Raw genomic sequence first — 13,300 nt, 5'->3', positions numbered from 1 at the left:
CAGTGCGGACGCGCCTGAGGATTAGCCCGGCCGACCGCACTACCCCACCCGGCGACGAGGCCGGACCCGGAAGAGCCCGATGTCCATGCCGGGCCTCAGGGCCCAGATCGAACTTCCGAGCTGTGGGGACGGACTGGACCACACCGGTCCCGTTCCGGTCCCACAAGGGACCCAACGACGCCGGGGCCGGTGGCCGGTACAGGTAAGGGCCTCGGTGACGGCGGAACCGCCGGCCCGAATCGGCTGCTGGGGGACGCCGGGGGCCGTTGGCCGGTACCGGGCGGCTCGCCAGTACCGGGCGGCTTCGGTAGCGCCGGGACGACTGGCCCGTACCGGCGGGGCTGGAGACGACGACGGGACCGTTTCGGCCGTACCGGAGATGTCCGCACCGCTTTTGCAGGAACAACCGCGAGCCTGAAGTGATGCCGGGCCGCTCCCACCGCGCAAGCGACCCGAACCCGCGCCGTCAGGCGCCGGATGAGGGCTGAAGCCTGAGGAGACGTCCGTGACTGAATTCCCCACCCTGATCGCCGTCGCCCACGGCACCCGTTCGCCGGCCGGCCGCCGGCAGATCCAGGAGCTGGCCGCCACGGTGGCGCGCCGCCGGCCCGGGCTGGACGTGCGCCTCTGCTACGTCGACGTGCAGGAACCCAAGGTCGCCGACATCGTCCCGACCGTCGGTGACGCGGTCGTCGTGCCGTTGCTGCTGTCCGCCGGCTACCACGTGCGGGTCGACATCGCCGAGGCCGTCGCCGGCACGCGTTTCCCGGTGACCGCGCCGCTCGGGCCGGACCCGGTCTTCCTGGAGAGCCTGCGCCGTAACCTGCCGGCCACCGACGCGATCGTCCTCGCCTCCGCCGGATCCTCGGACCCGCGGTGGGTGGCCGGCATCCAGGAGGTCGCCGCCCAGCTGTCCGGCCCGCGGGGCGACCTCCGCTACCCGCTGGGGAACGGTGTCCGGGGCGACCTCGAACACCCGCTGGGGAACGGGCCGCGAGTGGAACTCGGCTACACCTCGGGCAGCGGGCCGCGCGTCGCGGACGTCGTCGCCCGGCTGCGCGCCGAAGGCGCGAGAACCGTCGCGGTCGCCGCCTACCTACTGGCCGAAGGCCTCTTCTACCGCACGCTGCACGCGGCCGGCGCCGACCATGTGACGCCGCCGCTCTGCCATGACGCGGCGGTCGCCGACCTGGTTCTGCGTCGGTTCGATAGCGCAATCCTCACAACGGTCGGTAGCGGTTTGTAGTCACAACTGTTGCGGACCGGTTGTAGGGATTCCTGAACAACAGCGTCACCGCAAGGCGTCGTAAGGGTTAACGGCGAGCGGAAAGCATCACTGGTGTGACGGCGACCCAGACGCATTGCCCGTACTGCGCCCTGCAGTGCGGAATGACGCTGACGCCCGAGATCCCCTTGAGGCCGGGGATGCCGGGTGTTCGGCTGGAGCCGGCCGAGTTCCCGGTGAACCGGGGCGGCCTGTGCGCCAAGGGCTTCACCGCGGCGGACCTGCTGGACCACACGGACCGGCTGCTGACGCCGCTGGTGCGCAAGGAGCCCGGCAACCGGGAGAGCCCCCTGCGGGAGGCTTCCTGGGAGGAGGCGTACGAGCGGATCGTGACCGCGATCCACGACAGCCAGCAGGAGTACGGCCCCGACAGTGTCGGCGCTTTCGGCGGCGGCGGGCTGACCAACGAGAAGGCGTACGCGCTCGGCAAGTTCGTGCGGGTGGCACTGCGGTCGTCGGCGATCGACTACAACGGCCGGTTCTGCATGTCGAGCGCGGCGACGGCGGCGAACCGGGCGCTGGGCATCGATCGCGGGCTGCCGTTCCCGCTCGCCGACGTGGCGCAGGCCCGGACGGTGCTGCTGGTCGGCGCGAACCCGGCGGACGCGATGCCACCGTCCATGCAGTACCTGGACACGGGCCGGGCCGACGGCGCCAAGCACATCGTGATCGACCCGCGGCGCACGAACACGGCGAACGGCGCGTACCTGCACCTGCAGCCGCTGCCGGGCACCGATCTGGCGCTGGCCAACGGCATGCTGCACATCGCGATCCGTGAAGGGTGGATCGACGAGGACTACATCAAGACGCGGACGGAGGGTTTCGACAGCCTCAACAAGGCGAACGCCTACTGGCCGGAGCGGGTCGAGCGGATGACCGGCGTCCCGGAGCGGCAGCTGCGGGAGACGGTGCGCATGCTCGCCACCGAGGGCCCGAGCATGATCCTCACGGCGCGCGGCGCCGAGCAGCACAGCAACGGCACCGACACCGCGCAGGCGTGGCTCAATCTGGCGCTCGCGCTCGGCCTGGTCGGCAAACCCTTCTCGGGGTACGGCACGATCACCGGCCAGGGCAACGGGCAGGGTGGCCGCGAGCACGGGCAGAAGGCCGACCAGCTGCCCGGTTACCGCAAGCTCGACGACCCGGTGGCGCGGGCTCACGTGGCCGCGGTCTGGGGCGTCGACCCCGACGACCTGCCACGGCCGGGCCTTTCCGCGTACGAGATGATCGATCGTCTCGGAAGTGACGGCGGCGTCAAGGTTCTGTGGGTCCTGGCCAGCAACATCGCGGTCTCCGCCCCACACAGCAACAACGTCGTCGACAAGCTGAGGCGCCTCGACTTCCTGGTCGTCTCGGACATCTTCCTCTCGGAGACGGCCGAGTTCGCCGACGTCGTCCTCCCGACCGCCCAGTGGGCGGAGGAGGAGGGCACCATGACGAACCTCGAGGGCCGTGTCATCCGCCGCAAGATGGCGTTGCCGCCGCCCCCGCTGGTGAAGAGCGACCTGACGGTGCTGACCGAGCTGGCCGGCCTGCTGGGCCGCGGCGAGTTCTTCACCGATTCCCCGCGCGCGGTGTTCGAGGAACTGCGCCGGGCCAGCGCCGGCGGGATCGCCGACTACGCCGGCATCACCTACGAGCGCATCGAGGCGGAGCAGGGCGTGTTCTGGCCCTGCCCGGACGAGAACCACCCGGGCACGCCGCGGCTGTTCGGCGAGAGCTTCCCGACGGCCTCCGGCCGCGCCAGGTTCATCCGGGTCGATCACCGCGACGCGGCCGAGCTGCCCGACACGACTTTCCCGTACGTGCTGACGACCGGCCGCAACATGCAGCAGTACCAGAGCGGCAACCAGACCCGGCGGGTGCGGGCGCTCAATGTGGCGCTGCCCGAACCGCGCGCCGAGATCCACCCCGACCTGGCCCGCCGCCACGGCATCGCCGACGGTGACCTGGTCGAACTCCGAAGCCGCCGTGGCGCCGCGACGTTGCGCGCCCGGCTCAGTGACGGCATCCGGCCGGACACGGTGTTCGCGCCGTTCCACTGGCCCGGAGCCAACGCGTTGACCAACCCGGCCTTGGACCCCCATTCCAGGATGCCCGCTTTCAAGGTGTGCGCGATCTCGATCGAGCGCGCACCGGACAGTTTGGAGAACTGATGACCCAGAAGCTTGTCGTCATCGGCAACGGTATGGCGGGCGCCCGTACGGTCGAGGAGATCCTCGCTCGTAACGGCGACTTCACCATCACGATGTTCGGTGACGAGCCCTACGGCAACTACAACCGGATCATGCTCTCCAACCTGCTCGCCGGGGTGGAGGACGAGGCCGGGATCTTCCTGAACGACCTGAGCTGGTACGCGGACAACAACATCACGCTGCACGCCGGCACCAAGATCGAGAAGATCGACCGCAAGGCCAAGGTGGTGATCGCGGACGACGGGTCGAGGACCCCGTACGACAAGCTCATCATCGCGACCGGCTCCAGCTCGTGGACGCCGCCGATGAAGAACGTTCACAACCCGAAGCGCGGCTTCCACCAGGGCGTCTTCGCGTTCCGGACGCTCGACGACACGCGCGGCATGATCCGCTACGCCCGGGACCACGAGCGCGCGGTCGTGATCGGCGGCGGCCTGCTCGGCCTGGAGGCGGCCCGCGGCCTGCAGAACCACGTCAGCGAGGTGACGCTCCTGCACGCCATGGGCCACCTGATGGAGAGGCAGCTGGATGAGAAGGCCGGCCACATGCTGCAGGCCAGCGTCGAGAACAAGCTCGGCATCAAGGTCATCACCAACGCGATGACGACCGAGATCCTCGGCAAGGACCGGGTCACCGGGGTCAAGCTGGCCGACGGCACGGAGATCCCGTGCGACGTCGTGGTGATCGCCGCCGGCATCCGGCCGAACACCCAGATGGTGGCGGACAGCGGCCTGCCGGTCGAGCGCGGCATCGTGGTCGACGACCAGATGCTGGTGCGGGGCGAGCAGGACATCTACTCGGTCGGCGAGTGCGCCCAGCACCGCGGCAACCTCTACGGCCTGGTCGCGCCGCTGTGGGACCAGGCGAAGGTGCTCGCCGACCACATCACCGGCCGGGACACCGAGGCCGCGTACACCGGCTCGAAGCTCTCCACCAAGCTGAAGGTCGCCGGCATCGACGTCGCCTCGATGGGCCTCATCGCGCCGGAGCTCGACGACGACGAGGTGATCATCTACAGCGAGCCGAAGAAGGGCATCTACAAGCAGCTCATCATCCGCGACGGGGCGCTGGCCGGTGCCATCCTGGTCGGCGACAACAGCAAGGCCGCCAGCCTGATCCAGTCGTTCGACCGCGCCCAGGCACTGCCGGAGGAGCGGGCCGAGATGCTCTTCGACATCGGCGGCCCGGCCGGCGAGGTCAAGCCCGAGGACATGCCGGACGACGCGCAGGTCTGCAACTGCAACGGCGTCAGCAAGGGCGCGATCTGCGGCGTCGTCAACGCCGGCTGCAAGACGGTTTCCGGCGTCATGGACAAGACTCGCGCGGGCAAGGGCTGCGGCACCTGCAAGCCGCTGGTGCAGCGGATCGTCGAGTGGGCCGCCGGCGGCGAGGCCGAGGACGACCCGGCCGCGTCCTGGTACGTCCCGGGCGTCCCGATGCCGAAGCCCGAGCTGATGGCCGCGATCCGCAAGTACGAGCTGAAGAGCGTCTCGTCGGTCTTCGAGAAGCTGGTCCCCGGCGGTGAGCACGACGCCAAGAGCAAGATGGGCCTGGCCTCGCTGCTCAAGATGATGTGGGCCGACCAGTACTCCGACGAGCGCGACGCCCGGTTCATCAACGACCGGGTGCACGGCAACATCCAGAAGGACGGCACCTTCTCGGTGGTCCCGCAGATGAAGGGCGGCGTCACCACCCCGGCCGAGCTGAAGCGCATCGCCGAGGTCGCGGAGAAGTACAACGTGCCGATGGTCAAGCTCACCGGTGGCCAGCGCATCGACCTGCTCGGCATCCCGAAGGAGCAGCTCCCGGCGATGTGGGCGGACCTGGACATGCCGTCCGGGTACGCCTACGCGAAGAGTTTCCGCACGGTGAAGACCTGCGTCGGCTCCGACTTCTGCCGATTCGGTGTGGGTGACTCGACAGCGCTGGGCATCGCGATCGAGGAGCGCTATCAGGGTCTCGAGGGGCCCGGCAAGATGAAGCTGGCGGTCACCGGCTGCCCGCGCAACTGCGCCGAGGCGTACGTCAAGGATCTGGGTGTCGTCGCGATCGACGGCGGCAAGTGGGAGATCTACGTCGGCGGCGCCGCCGGCGCCCACATCCGCAAGGGCGACCTGCTCGTCACGGTCGACTCGGCGGAAGAGGTGATCCGCCTGACCGGCCGGTTCCTGCAGTACTACCGCGAGAACGCGAACTGGCTGGAGCGCACCTACGCGTTCGTCCCGCGCATCGGCATCGAGCGGATCCGCGAGATCGTCATCGACGACTCGGACGGCATCGCCGAAGCCCTGGACGCGGCGGTCGACGAGGCCGTGCAGTCCTACAAGGACCCCTGGAAGGAGCGGGCCGTGCCGGCCACGCCCGGCCAGTTCCGTACCTCCCTTCCCCTGACCGTTCTCCCTCAGGTTCCGGTGCGCTCATGACCATCGCCCCCATTGAGAAGACCATCCTCGGCCCGGTCGAGGAGATCCCGTACGGCGAGGGACGCACCTACGCCGTCGGGCTCGACATGATCGCAGTCTTCCGCCTCCGCGACGGCTCCCTTCGCGCGGTGTCGGCGGTCTGCCCCCACAAGGGCGGCCCGCTCGCGGATGGACAGATCGACAACAGGGTTGTCGTCTGCCCGTTGCACCTCTACGCATGGGACCTCGCCACCGGGTGCTCCCAGTCCGGACAGCCCCCGATCAGTGTCTACCCGGTTCGGGTCGATGACGGTCACATCATTCTGGGAGACTGAAGATGACTGCGACACTTCCTACGCCCACCCAGGCCAGACCCGCTGCCAAATCGCTCAACGGCCACTGGATCGACGACTGGCGGCCCGAGGACCCGGCGTTCTGGGACAACGGCGGCAAGCAGGTCGCCAAGCGAAACCTGATCTTCTCGATCTTCTCGGAGCACATCGGCTTCTCGGTGTGGTCGCTGTGGTCGGTGATGGTGCTCTTCCTCGGCCCCGCCTACGGCTTCGACCCGGCCCAGAAGTTCCTGCTCACCGCCGTGCCCACGCTGGTCGGCGCGGGACTGCGGATCCCGTACACCTTCGCGGTGGCCCGTTTCGGCGGCCGTAACTGGACGATCATCAGCGCGTCGCTGCTGCTCATCCCGTCGATCGCCGCGGCGTTCCTGATCGAGCCGGGCGTCTCCTACGAGACGCTGCTGATCCTGGCCGCGCTGGCCGGTGTCGGCGGCGGCAACTTCGCCTCGTCGATGGCGAACATCAACGCCTTCTACCCGGACCGCCTCAAGGGCTGGGCGCTCGGCATCAACGCCGGCGGCGGCAACATCGGCGTCCCGGCGGTGCAGCTGGTCGGACTGTTCGTCCTCGCGACCTTCGGCGCCGGCTCGCCCGGCCTGGTGGCGGGCATCTACATCCCGCTGATCGTGATCGCCGCCGTCGGTTCGGCCCTCTACATGGACAACCTGACCCAGGCGCGCAACGAGAAGCGCGGCATGCGTGACGCTGCCCGGGAGAGCCACACCTGGATCATGTCGGTGCTCTACATCGGCACCTTCGGTTCGTTCATCGGCTTCGGTTTCGCGTTCGGCCAGGTGCTCCAGGTGCAGTTCGCCGACACCTTCAACACCCCGATCAAGGCCGCCTACCTGACCTTCCTCGGCCCGCTGCTGGGCTCGCTGATCCGCCCGTTCGGCGGGGCGCTGGCCGACCGGCTCGGCGGCGCGAAGGTCACCTTCGTCAACTTCATCGGCATGGCGGTGGGCGCCTCGATCGTGCTCTTCGCCGCGCAGCAGCGGTCGCTGCCGCTCTACCTGGTCGGCTTCATCACGCTGTTCATCCTCAGCGGCCTGGGCAACGGCTCGACCTACAAGATGATTCCGGCGATCTTCAAGCAGAAGTACGCCGGTGACGAGAGCCGGTCCCGCCGGGTCTCCGGTGCGGTCATCGGCATCGCCGGCGCGATCGGCGCGGTCGGCGGGGTGCTGGTCAACCTGGCCTTCCGCCAGTCGTTCCTGACCTACAAGGACGCGGACGCCGCGTACATGGCGTTCATCGCGTTCTACGCGCTCTGCGTGGTGATCACCTGGGCGGTCTACCTGCGCCCCGGTGCTCGTACGAAGATCGCCGTCTGACCCCTTTCGGGTGATGGCCTGCTCCGCTTTTCGGCGGAGCGGGCCATCGTCTTAACGTATGAGTTTGCGCAGCTGACCTGGGATTGTTCACCCGATCGAGGTGCGAGTTCTCAGGGTCAAAGGGTCCCGATGATCATACGATTCAACTTGTCCGGAAATTACCCTTTCCTGCAGAAATGGTGATCGAATGAACAAGATGACTCGTGCCATCGTGATGACCGGTGCCGCCGTGGCCGCCGGCCTGACGGTCGCCGCTGGTCCCGCCGCCGCCTCCCCGGCGACGGCCTCCACGGCCACCGCCTCCGAGGTCGGCTCGAAGACCGCCGTCACCCAGCAGCAGGACTTCAAGCGCCGCGACCGGATCTTCGGCTTCTACAACAGCCCGCGGACCTGCCACAAGATCGGCAAGCTCGGTCAGTGGAAGAACCAGTGGGAGCGGTACTCCTGCTTCAAGGTCTACCGCGGCTTCCACAGCGGAGACTGGGCGCTGAAGGTCTACTACGGCTTCAACTACCACCAGGGCAACAAGCACTGGAACAACGCCGGCGGTCAGTACGGCGGCGGCCAGTACGGCGGTGGCCAGCACGGTGGCGGTGACTACCACGGCGGTGGCCAGTACAACGGGGGCCCGGACAACCAGCACTACGGCTCCGGCAACGGCCCGTACCAGAAGAACTGAGCCAACCGCTCGATCGGCCGAGGGCCGCACCCCGTCACGGGGTGCGGCCCTCGGCCGTCGTCGCCACCCGCCCTTTCCGGACCACCGTGTGCACCGCTTCGAGCGCTCCGATGTCCCGCACCGGGTCGGCGCGCACGATCAGCAGGTCCGCCTCCAGGGCCGGCCGCGGCCTCCCGGTCCGGTCCACGACGCCGCAGGCCCGCGCGGCGACCGCGGTGGCCGAGGCGAGCGCGACGGCTGGCGGCCCCGCGACCTCACCGGCCCCGGGGCCGCCACCCTCGCCGCCCGCTTCGCCTCCGCGGGCGAACGGGCGCTGTGACGTGGGGGTCGCGCACCGTCCTTCGATCCGCACGCCAGGAGATGTGGTCAGCTCGTGGGGCGGGGACGGCGGCCCCAGAGGACCAGACCGGTCAGGAGCATGGCGCCGCCCAGAGCGACCATCGCGACGGCGACGGCCGTGCGGGCGCCGCCGGTGACGTGGGAGGCCACGATCCATCCGCCGCTGATGTCGAGGACCAGCACCATCAGGCCCTGCGGCATCACCGGGATCCAGCCCACCGTGAGCAGGCCCAGGGCCCACGCCGTGGCGCGGTTCTCCCGGTACCATCCGGCGTCCCACCGCAGCGGGATCGCGGTCTCCGGCGGCCGGGTGCGCCGGCCGGCCGCGGTCAGCACCTCGGCGCCGCGGTTGGCCAGGCGGTCGTCGGCCAGCCAGGCGCCACCGAACCACGTCGCGACACCGGCGGCCACCCCGCACACCAGAGCCGGCCAGCGCGGCGACTGCGGTCCCCAGATCAGCCACGCCATCGGGGCCGCGGCGGCCGCCACCCCGGCTGCCGACGCGACCAGCACGCTGATGATGTCCGTCGGATTGTCGGCCGAGGTGGGGTGCCGGGGGTCCGGCACCGGGCGCACCCGCAGCAGTGACACCCACACCGGCACGGCCGCGCCCGCCCCGAGCACGGCCGGCAGCACCGCCCACGCCGCCAGCGGGTCCACCCCGGGAGCGAGCAAAACCCCGGCGACGGTGAGCAGCAGCGCGATCGGCGTCACCAGAAGCAACCAGGCCAGGGCCCGGCCGCGGACCTCGGCGCGCTCGCCGCCGTGCGTGGTGAGCGGCATCCACAGCGCGGTGCCGTCCAGCCCGATCAGGCCGGCGGACATGGCGGCGGCCCCGAGCGCGGCGAGCACCCCGGCCCAGGGCAGAAGCCGGTCGGTGTGCGCCAGCGTCGGCAGCCCGGCGAGCAGGGATCCGTAGACGACGGCGAACGCCAGGTACTGCAGCCGCAGCGGATGCCGCGCCCACGTGCGCAGTTCCCGCCCGGCGACCGCCCACACCGGACCGGGCCCCCACCAGCCGGCGGACACCGGCCGGGCCGGCGTGAGCGGGGCCGGCGCGGAGCCGGCGGTGATGGGGGAGCGGCGCGGTCGCCACGAGGAGCCGGTGACCAGGGCACGGCGGACCAGGGCGAGGTACGCCAGGGCGAATACCGCCACCAGCGCCGCCAGCCCACCGAGCATGAGAAGGCCGCGGCCGGCCGGCCCGGTCACCGCCCCCAGCGGCCAGCTTCCCGGGAAGTACGGCAGCCAGCGCACGACGTGATCGGGCGCGCCGGCGAGCAGGGAGGTGATCCACGGCGCGACCGCCCACACCGACCCGAACACGCCCATCACGGTGCCGGTGAACACCCCGGTCGTGATGGCCCCGGCCGGCCCGCCGGCGTGCCCGACCGCCTCCAGCGCGACCGACGACCCGATCAGCCCGGCCAGCCACAGCAGCAGCGCCCCGACCCCGGCGGCGACGGCCTCGCCCGCGCCGTACCGTGCGGCGTGCACCGGCAGGGCGGCGAGCGCGGCCAGCGAGACCAGCGGCCCGATTCCGACGGACGCGGCGATCAGCAGGCCGGTCGCCGCGGCGGCGCTGCCGACCGGCTCCAGGCGCAGGTGCGAAGGCTGGACCCGGCCGCGTCCGCCGCCGAGCATGAGCGGCAGCACGATCCAGCCGAGCACCCACGTACCGGCGAAAAGGGACAGGGTGTGCCGGTCGCCGTACGTCGCATATCGAATGAGCCAGGCGGCCGCGAGCAGGCCAGCCAGTGCGGCCACCACGGGCCCGGGATGCTCGCGCAGCGAGCGCCGGAACATGCTGGCCCGCATCCGTGCGGGCGTGATGAGCAGCGTGGACGTCGTGAGCAGGGTGGACGTCGTGAGCAGCGGAGGCGCGGGGTGAATCCCGGGCGTCGCGGGGACCGGCGTGCTCATCGGACCAGCCAGGCCAGGCCGTCGGTGCCGGTGGTCTCGGCGCCGACGAGTTCGACGAAGCGGTCCTCCAGGGAGAGGCCGCCGGCCACCTCGGCGACCGGGCCGGCTGCCACGACCCGGCCCTGATGGATGACCGTGACCTCGTCGCACATCTGCTCGACCAGCATCATCGAGTGGGTGGACAGCACGGTGGTGCCACCGGCCTCGACGAACCGGCGCAGCACCCGGCGGATGCTCGCCGCCGACACCGGGTCGACCGCCTCGAATGGCTCGTCGAGCACCAGCAGGCGAGGCGCGTGCAGCAGGGCCTGGGCCAGGCCGACCTTCTTGCGGTTGCCGGTGGAGCAGTCGGCGAGCGGTGTGGCGGCGGCCTTGGCCAGGCCGAGGACGTCGATCAGCTCGGCGACGCGGTCGGCGGCCGCGGCTCGCGACAGCCCGCGCAGGCCGGCGCTGTATCGCAGCAGTTCCGCGCCGGTGAGCCGTTCCGGCAGGTCGAGGCCGTCGGGCAAAACCCCGGTCAGGGTACGTGCGGCGCTCCGGTCGCGCAGCGCGTCGTGGCCCAGGACGCTGATCCGGCCGGCGTCCGGGACGATCAGGCCGACCGCCATGCCGATGGTGGTGGACTTGCCGGCGCCGTTGGGCCCGACGATGCCGTGGAACGTGCCCTGACGCACGGTCAGGTCGATCCGGTCCACCGCCCGGAAACTCCCGAATGTCTTGCAGAGTCCCCGAATTTCCAACGCTGGCGATGGCATGGGCGTCAGGATAGTCAATGTCTGACCAGCGGGGGTTCCCATCGGCGGGCGCTGATGGCAGCGTGTCCACATGGGATGGAGAAAGTCTTTCACCGTGACGGTCGTCGCGGTTCTCGTCGCGACCGCGGCGGGACCCGCCGGGTCCGCCGCGGCCGCGCCGTCGTTCGGCTATCTGAAGCCGGGCGGCCAGCCGCGCCTCGTCGAGAAGGTGCCGGTCAACGTGGTGTTCGTCGGCTACGAACCGGCGCAGGTGGGGTCGAGCGCGTTCCGGGGCGAGTTGGCGCCCGGTTACGAGCCGGTGGTCCGGTCACGCCTGAACTACGGCGTGACCGAGAAGCTCGGCATCACCTACAAATACGACTACAAGCTCACCTACGCGAACAAGGCCTATGAGGACCGGTTCTTCGGCCAGCTCGGCAAGCTTGCCCAGCCCGCGCCGCTGACCCTCCTGCAGCAGCAGTACAACGACCAGGCGAAGAACGTCCTGGACATCACCGCCAACCACACCATCGACGCGCCGAGCGTGGAGAAGTGGCTGGCCTTCCATCCGCCGGCCGGTGTGGACACGACCCGTAACACGGTCTTCTTCATCAACTGGTTCGGCCGGTCCGACTTCAAGCACCACGTCTACACCAAGATCGGCGAGCCCGACCCGGACACCGGTTACGACTTCGGCGCGCAGCGCCAGTCCCGCAAAATGATCGCCTGGGGCGGCACCACGGCCGACGACGAGGAGACCGGCCTGGGCAGCACCCGGCGGGTCTGGTTCCACGACCTGTCCGCCGGCCCGGAGTCCTGGACCAGCAACTACATCGTCGACAACACGGACCTCGACGGCGACGGCGTCGAGGACTACCGGATGCCGCCGATCTGGGAGTACACCGCCGGTGGCTACCGTTCCCCGGCCGCTCTCGCCGGCGACCTCGGCAAGCTCACCCGGTACGTGGCGCTGAACCTGCTCTTCACCACGTCGCCGCTCTACCCGGTGGAACTGCCGTCGCCGAAGCCGCCGAAGAGCCTCAACCTGGACAACAACACCTACGAGGGCTGGCCCGGCGTCGACGCGTCCGAGCAGTACATCACCCCGGAACTGCTCGTCGACGAGCTCGCCGAGCTGCGCTGGCGCAACCGGTTCTCGCACGACCTGCAGGACCTGCCGTACGACGAGAAGGCCGAGCAGTGCTACCTCGGCGTCGCGGTGACCAACGAGTCCTGCTACCCGGAGACCGGTCTCCCGGCGATCGCCAACCTCTACCTCTACAACCGGGAGAACATCGACCGCGCGCTGGACGACCAGGGCAAGGTCGACTACGAGATCCCGATGTTCAACTACGCCGTCGGTGAGGGCGTCGACACACCGGGTCTCGGGTTCGCCGACGACAACTACACCGACGGCACCCAGAGCTACGTCTTCTCGTTCATCGGGCCGGACATCGTCGAATCCGGTTACGGCCTGACCACCACCCAGATTCACGAGGTCGGCCACCACCTGGGCATGAGCCACCCGCACGACGGCTACGACAGCGCGACCGGCGTCGACTACGGCCCGGTGAACGAGTTCTTCTTCGCCAACGCCGGCGACGAGAGCAACTCGATCATGAGCTACATCGACGTGAACTGGGACTTCAGCCAGTTCGACCGGGACAACAGCGACCGCTTCCTGACGGCCGCCTACTGGGAGGCCGCGAACCGGCTCGCCGCGACCGTCCCGGCCGGCAAGGGCAAGATCGCGCTGAAGGCCGCTGACGCCCTCCTCGGCGCCGCGTCGAAGGCGTTCGCCGCCCACGACTACCGGGCCGCCCACGCCCTGGCCGAGAAGGCCTACAGCGTGGTCGCGGCGATCCCCGGCGTCGACGTCGCGGGCGTCGCCAGCGCCCTCAAGGCCGAGGCCGACCAGGCCCGACGCACCACCGAACTGCACGAACCGCACGAGTTCATCGACACCCTGGCCCCGGAAAGCCCGCGCAGCCAGCCCTGACCGGAAGACGAAAGGGCCGCACCGGGATTCCCCGGTGCGGCCCTTTCGTCGAACAGG

Annotated in this window: 10 protein-coding genes; 7 read left to right on the top strand and 3 right to left on the bottom strand. The window is 70.1% G+C overall.

Annotation, left to right across the window (positions count from 1 at the left end; translation table 11 throughout):
- The first annotated feature begins 505 nt into the window (after nucleotides 1-505).
- From QLQ12_RS19375 to QLQ12_RS19350, 6 genes are all read left to right on the top strand, one after another.
- Nucleotides 506-1,246 carry a sirohydrochlorin chelatase gene (locus QLQ12_RS19375; RefSeq protein ID WP_282761609.1) on the top strand — a complete coding sequence of 247 codons (741 nt, stop codon included), beginning with the start codon at nucleotides 506-508 and terminating at the stop codon, nucleotides 1,244-1,246.
- Between the two features lie 95 nt (nucleotides 1,247-1,341).
- Nucleotides 1,342-3,441, top strand: a complete 2,100-nt coding sequence (locus QLQ12_RS19370; protein ID WP_282761608.1) for a molybdopterin oxidoreductase family protein — start codon at nucleotides 1,342-1,344, stop codon at nucleotides 3,439-3,441.
- Nucleotides 3,441-5,903, top strand: coding sequence for a nitrite reductase large subunit NirB (nirB, locus tag QLQ12_RS19365; protein WP_282761607.1), 2,463 nt, complete (start codon nucleotides 3,441-3,443; stop codon nucleotides 5,901-5,903). Before QLQ12_RS19370 ends, nirB begins: the two co-directional genes overlap by 1 nt.
- A complete protein-coding gene (locus tag QLQ12_RS19360) occupies nucleotides 5,900-6,217 on the top strand; it encodes a Rieske (2Fe-2S) protein (RefSeq protein WP_282761606.1) in 318 nt (105 codons plus the stop codon). Before nirB ends, QLQ12_RS19360 begins: the two co-directional genes overlap by 4 nt.
- A 2-nt stretch (nucleotides 6,218-6,219) precedes the next feature.
- Entirely contained in the window at nucleotides 6,220-7,569 is a 1,350-nt protein-coding gene (locus tag QLQ12_RS19355) for a nitrate/nitrite transporter (RefSeq protein WP_282761605.1), read from the top strand.
- A gap of 187 nt (nucleotides 7,570-7,756) precedes the next feature.
- Nucleotides 7,757-8,248, top strand: a complete 492-nt coding sequence (locus tag QLQ12_RS19350; RefSeq protein ID WP_282761604.1) for a hypothetical protein — start codon at nucleotides 7,757-7,759, stop codon at nucleotides 8,246-8,248.
- Nucleotides 8,249-8,282: 34 nt separating this feature from the next.
- Here QLQ12_RS19350 and QLQ12_RS19345 read toward each other — a convergent pair whose 3' ends face one another.
- The 3 genes from QLQ12_RS19345 to QLQ12_RS19335 are packed head-to-tail and all read right to left on the bottom strand — an operon-like array spanning nucleotide 8,283 to nucleotide 11,265.
- A complete protein-coding gene (locus QLQ12_RS19345; protein ID WP_282761603.1) occupies nucleotides 8,283-8,600 on the bottom strand; it encodes a hypothetical protein in 318 nt (105 codons plus the stop codon).
- Nucleotides 8,601-8,614: 14 nt separating this feature from the next.
- Nucleotides 8,615-10,510 (bottom strand): hypothetical protein, encoded by a 1,896-nt coding sequence (locus QLQ12_RS19340; RefSeq protein WP_282761602.1) that lies wholly within the window; start codon nucleotides 10,508-10,510, stop codon nucleotides 8,615-8,617.
- Nucleotides 10,507-11,265 carry an ABC transporter ATP-binding protein gene (locus QLQ12_RS19335; protein WP_282761601.1) on the bottom strand — a complete coding sequence of 253 codons (759 nt, stop codon included), beginning with the start codon at nucleotides 11,263-11,265 and terminating at the stop codon, nucleotides 10,507-10,509. The genes QLQ12_RS19340 and QLQ12_RS19335 overlap by 4 nt, the downstream gene beginning before the upstream one ends.
- Before the next feature lie 70 nt (nucleotides 11,266-11,335).
- Between QLQ12_RS19335 and QLQ12_RS19330 the strand changes: the two genes are divergently transcribed.
- Entirely contained in the window at nucleotides 11,336-13,243 is a 1,908-nt protein-coding gene (locus tag QLQ12_RS19330) for a zinc metalloprotease (RefSeq protein WP_282761600.1), read from the top strand.
- Nucleotides 13,244-13,300: the final 57 nt, after the last annotated feature.

Source organism: Actinoplanes sandaracinus (genome assembly GCF_030009775.1).
Classification (GTDB): domain Bacteria; phylum Actinomycetota; class Actinomycetes; order Mycobacteriales; family Micromonosporaceae; genus Actinoplanes; species Actinoplanes sandaracinus.
The sequence above is the reverse complement of the archived record's forward strand: the minus strand, read 5'-3'. Positions and strand labels throughout refer to the sequence as shown.

What these genes read in the sequence shown, in the direction of transcription:
- nirB (WP_282761607.1), top strand. Translation starts at nt 3,441, where the DNA reads ATGACCCAGAAGCTTGTCGTCATCGGCAACGGTATGGCGGGCGCCCGT.
- QLQ12_RS19360 (WP_282761606.1), top strand. Translation starts at nt 5,900, where the DNA reads ATGACCATCGCCCCCATTGAGAAGACCATCCTCGGCCCGGTCGAGGAG.
- QLQ12_RS19355 (WP_282761605.1), top strand. Translation starts at nt 6,220, where the DNA reads ATGACTGCGACACTTCCTACGCCCACCCAGGCCAGACCCGCTGCCAAA.
- QLQ12_RS19350 (WP_282761604.1), top strand. Translation starts at nt 7,757, where the DNA reads ATGAACAAGATGACTCGTGCCATCGTGATGACCGGTGCCGCCGTGGCC.
- QLQ12_RS19340 (WP_282761602.1), bottom strand. Translation starts at nt 10,510, where the DNA reads ATGAGCACGCCGGTCCCCGCGACGCCCGGGATTCACCCCGCGCCTCCG.
- QLQ12_RS19335 (WP_282761601.1), bottom strand. Translation starts at nt 11,265, where the DNA reads ATGCCATCGCCAGCGTTGGAAATTCGGGGACTCTGCAAGACATTCGGG.
- QLQ12_RS19330 (WP_282761600.1), top strand. Translation starts at nt 11,336, where the DNA reads ATGGGATGGAGAAAGTCTTTCACCGTGACGGTCGTCGCGGTTCTCGTC.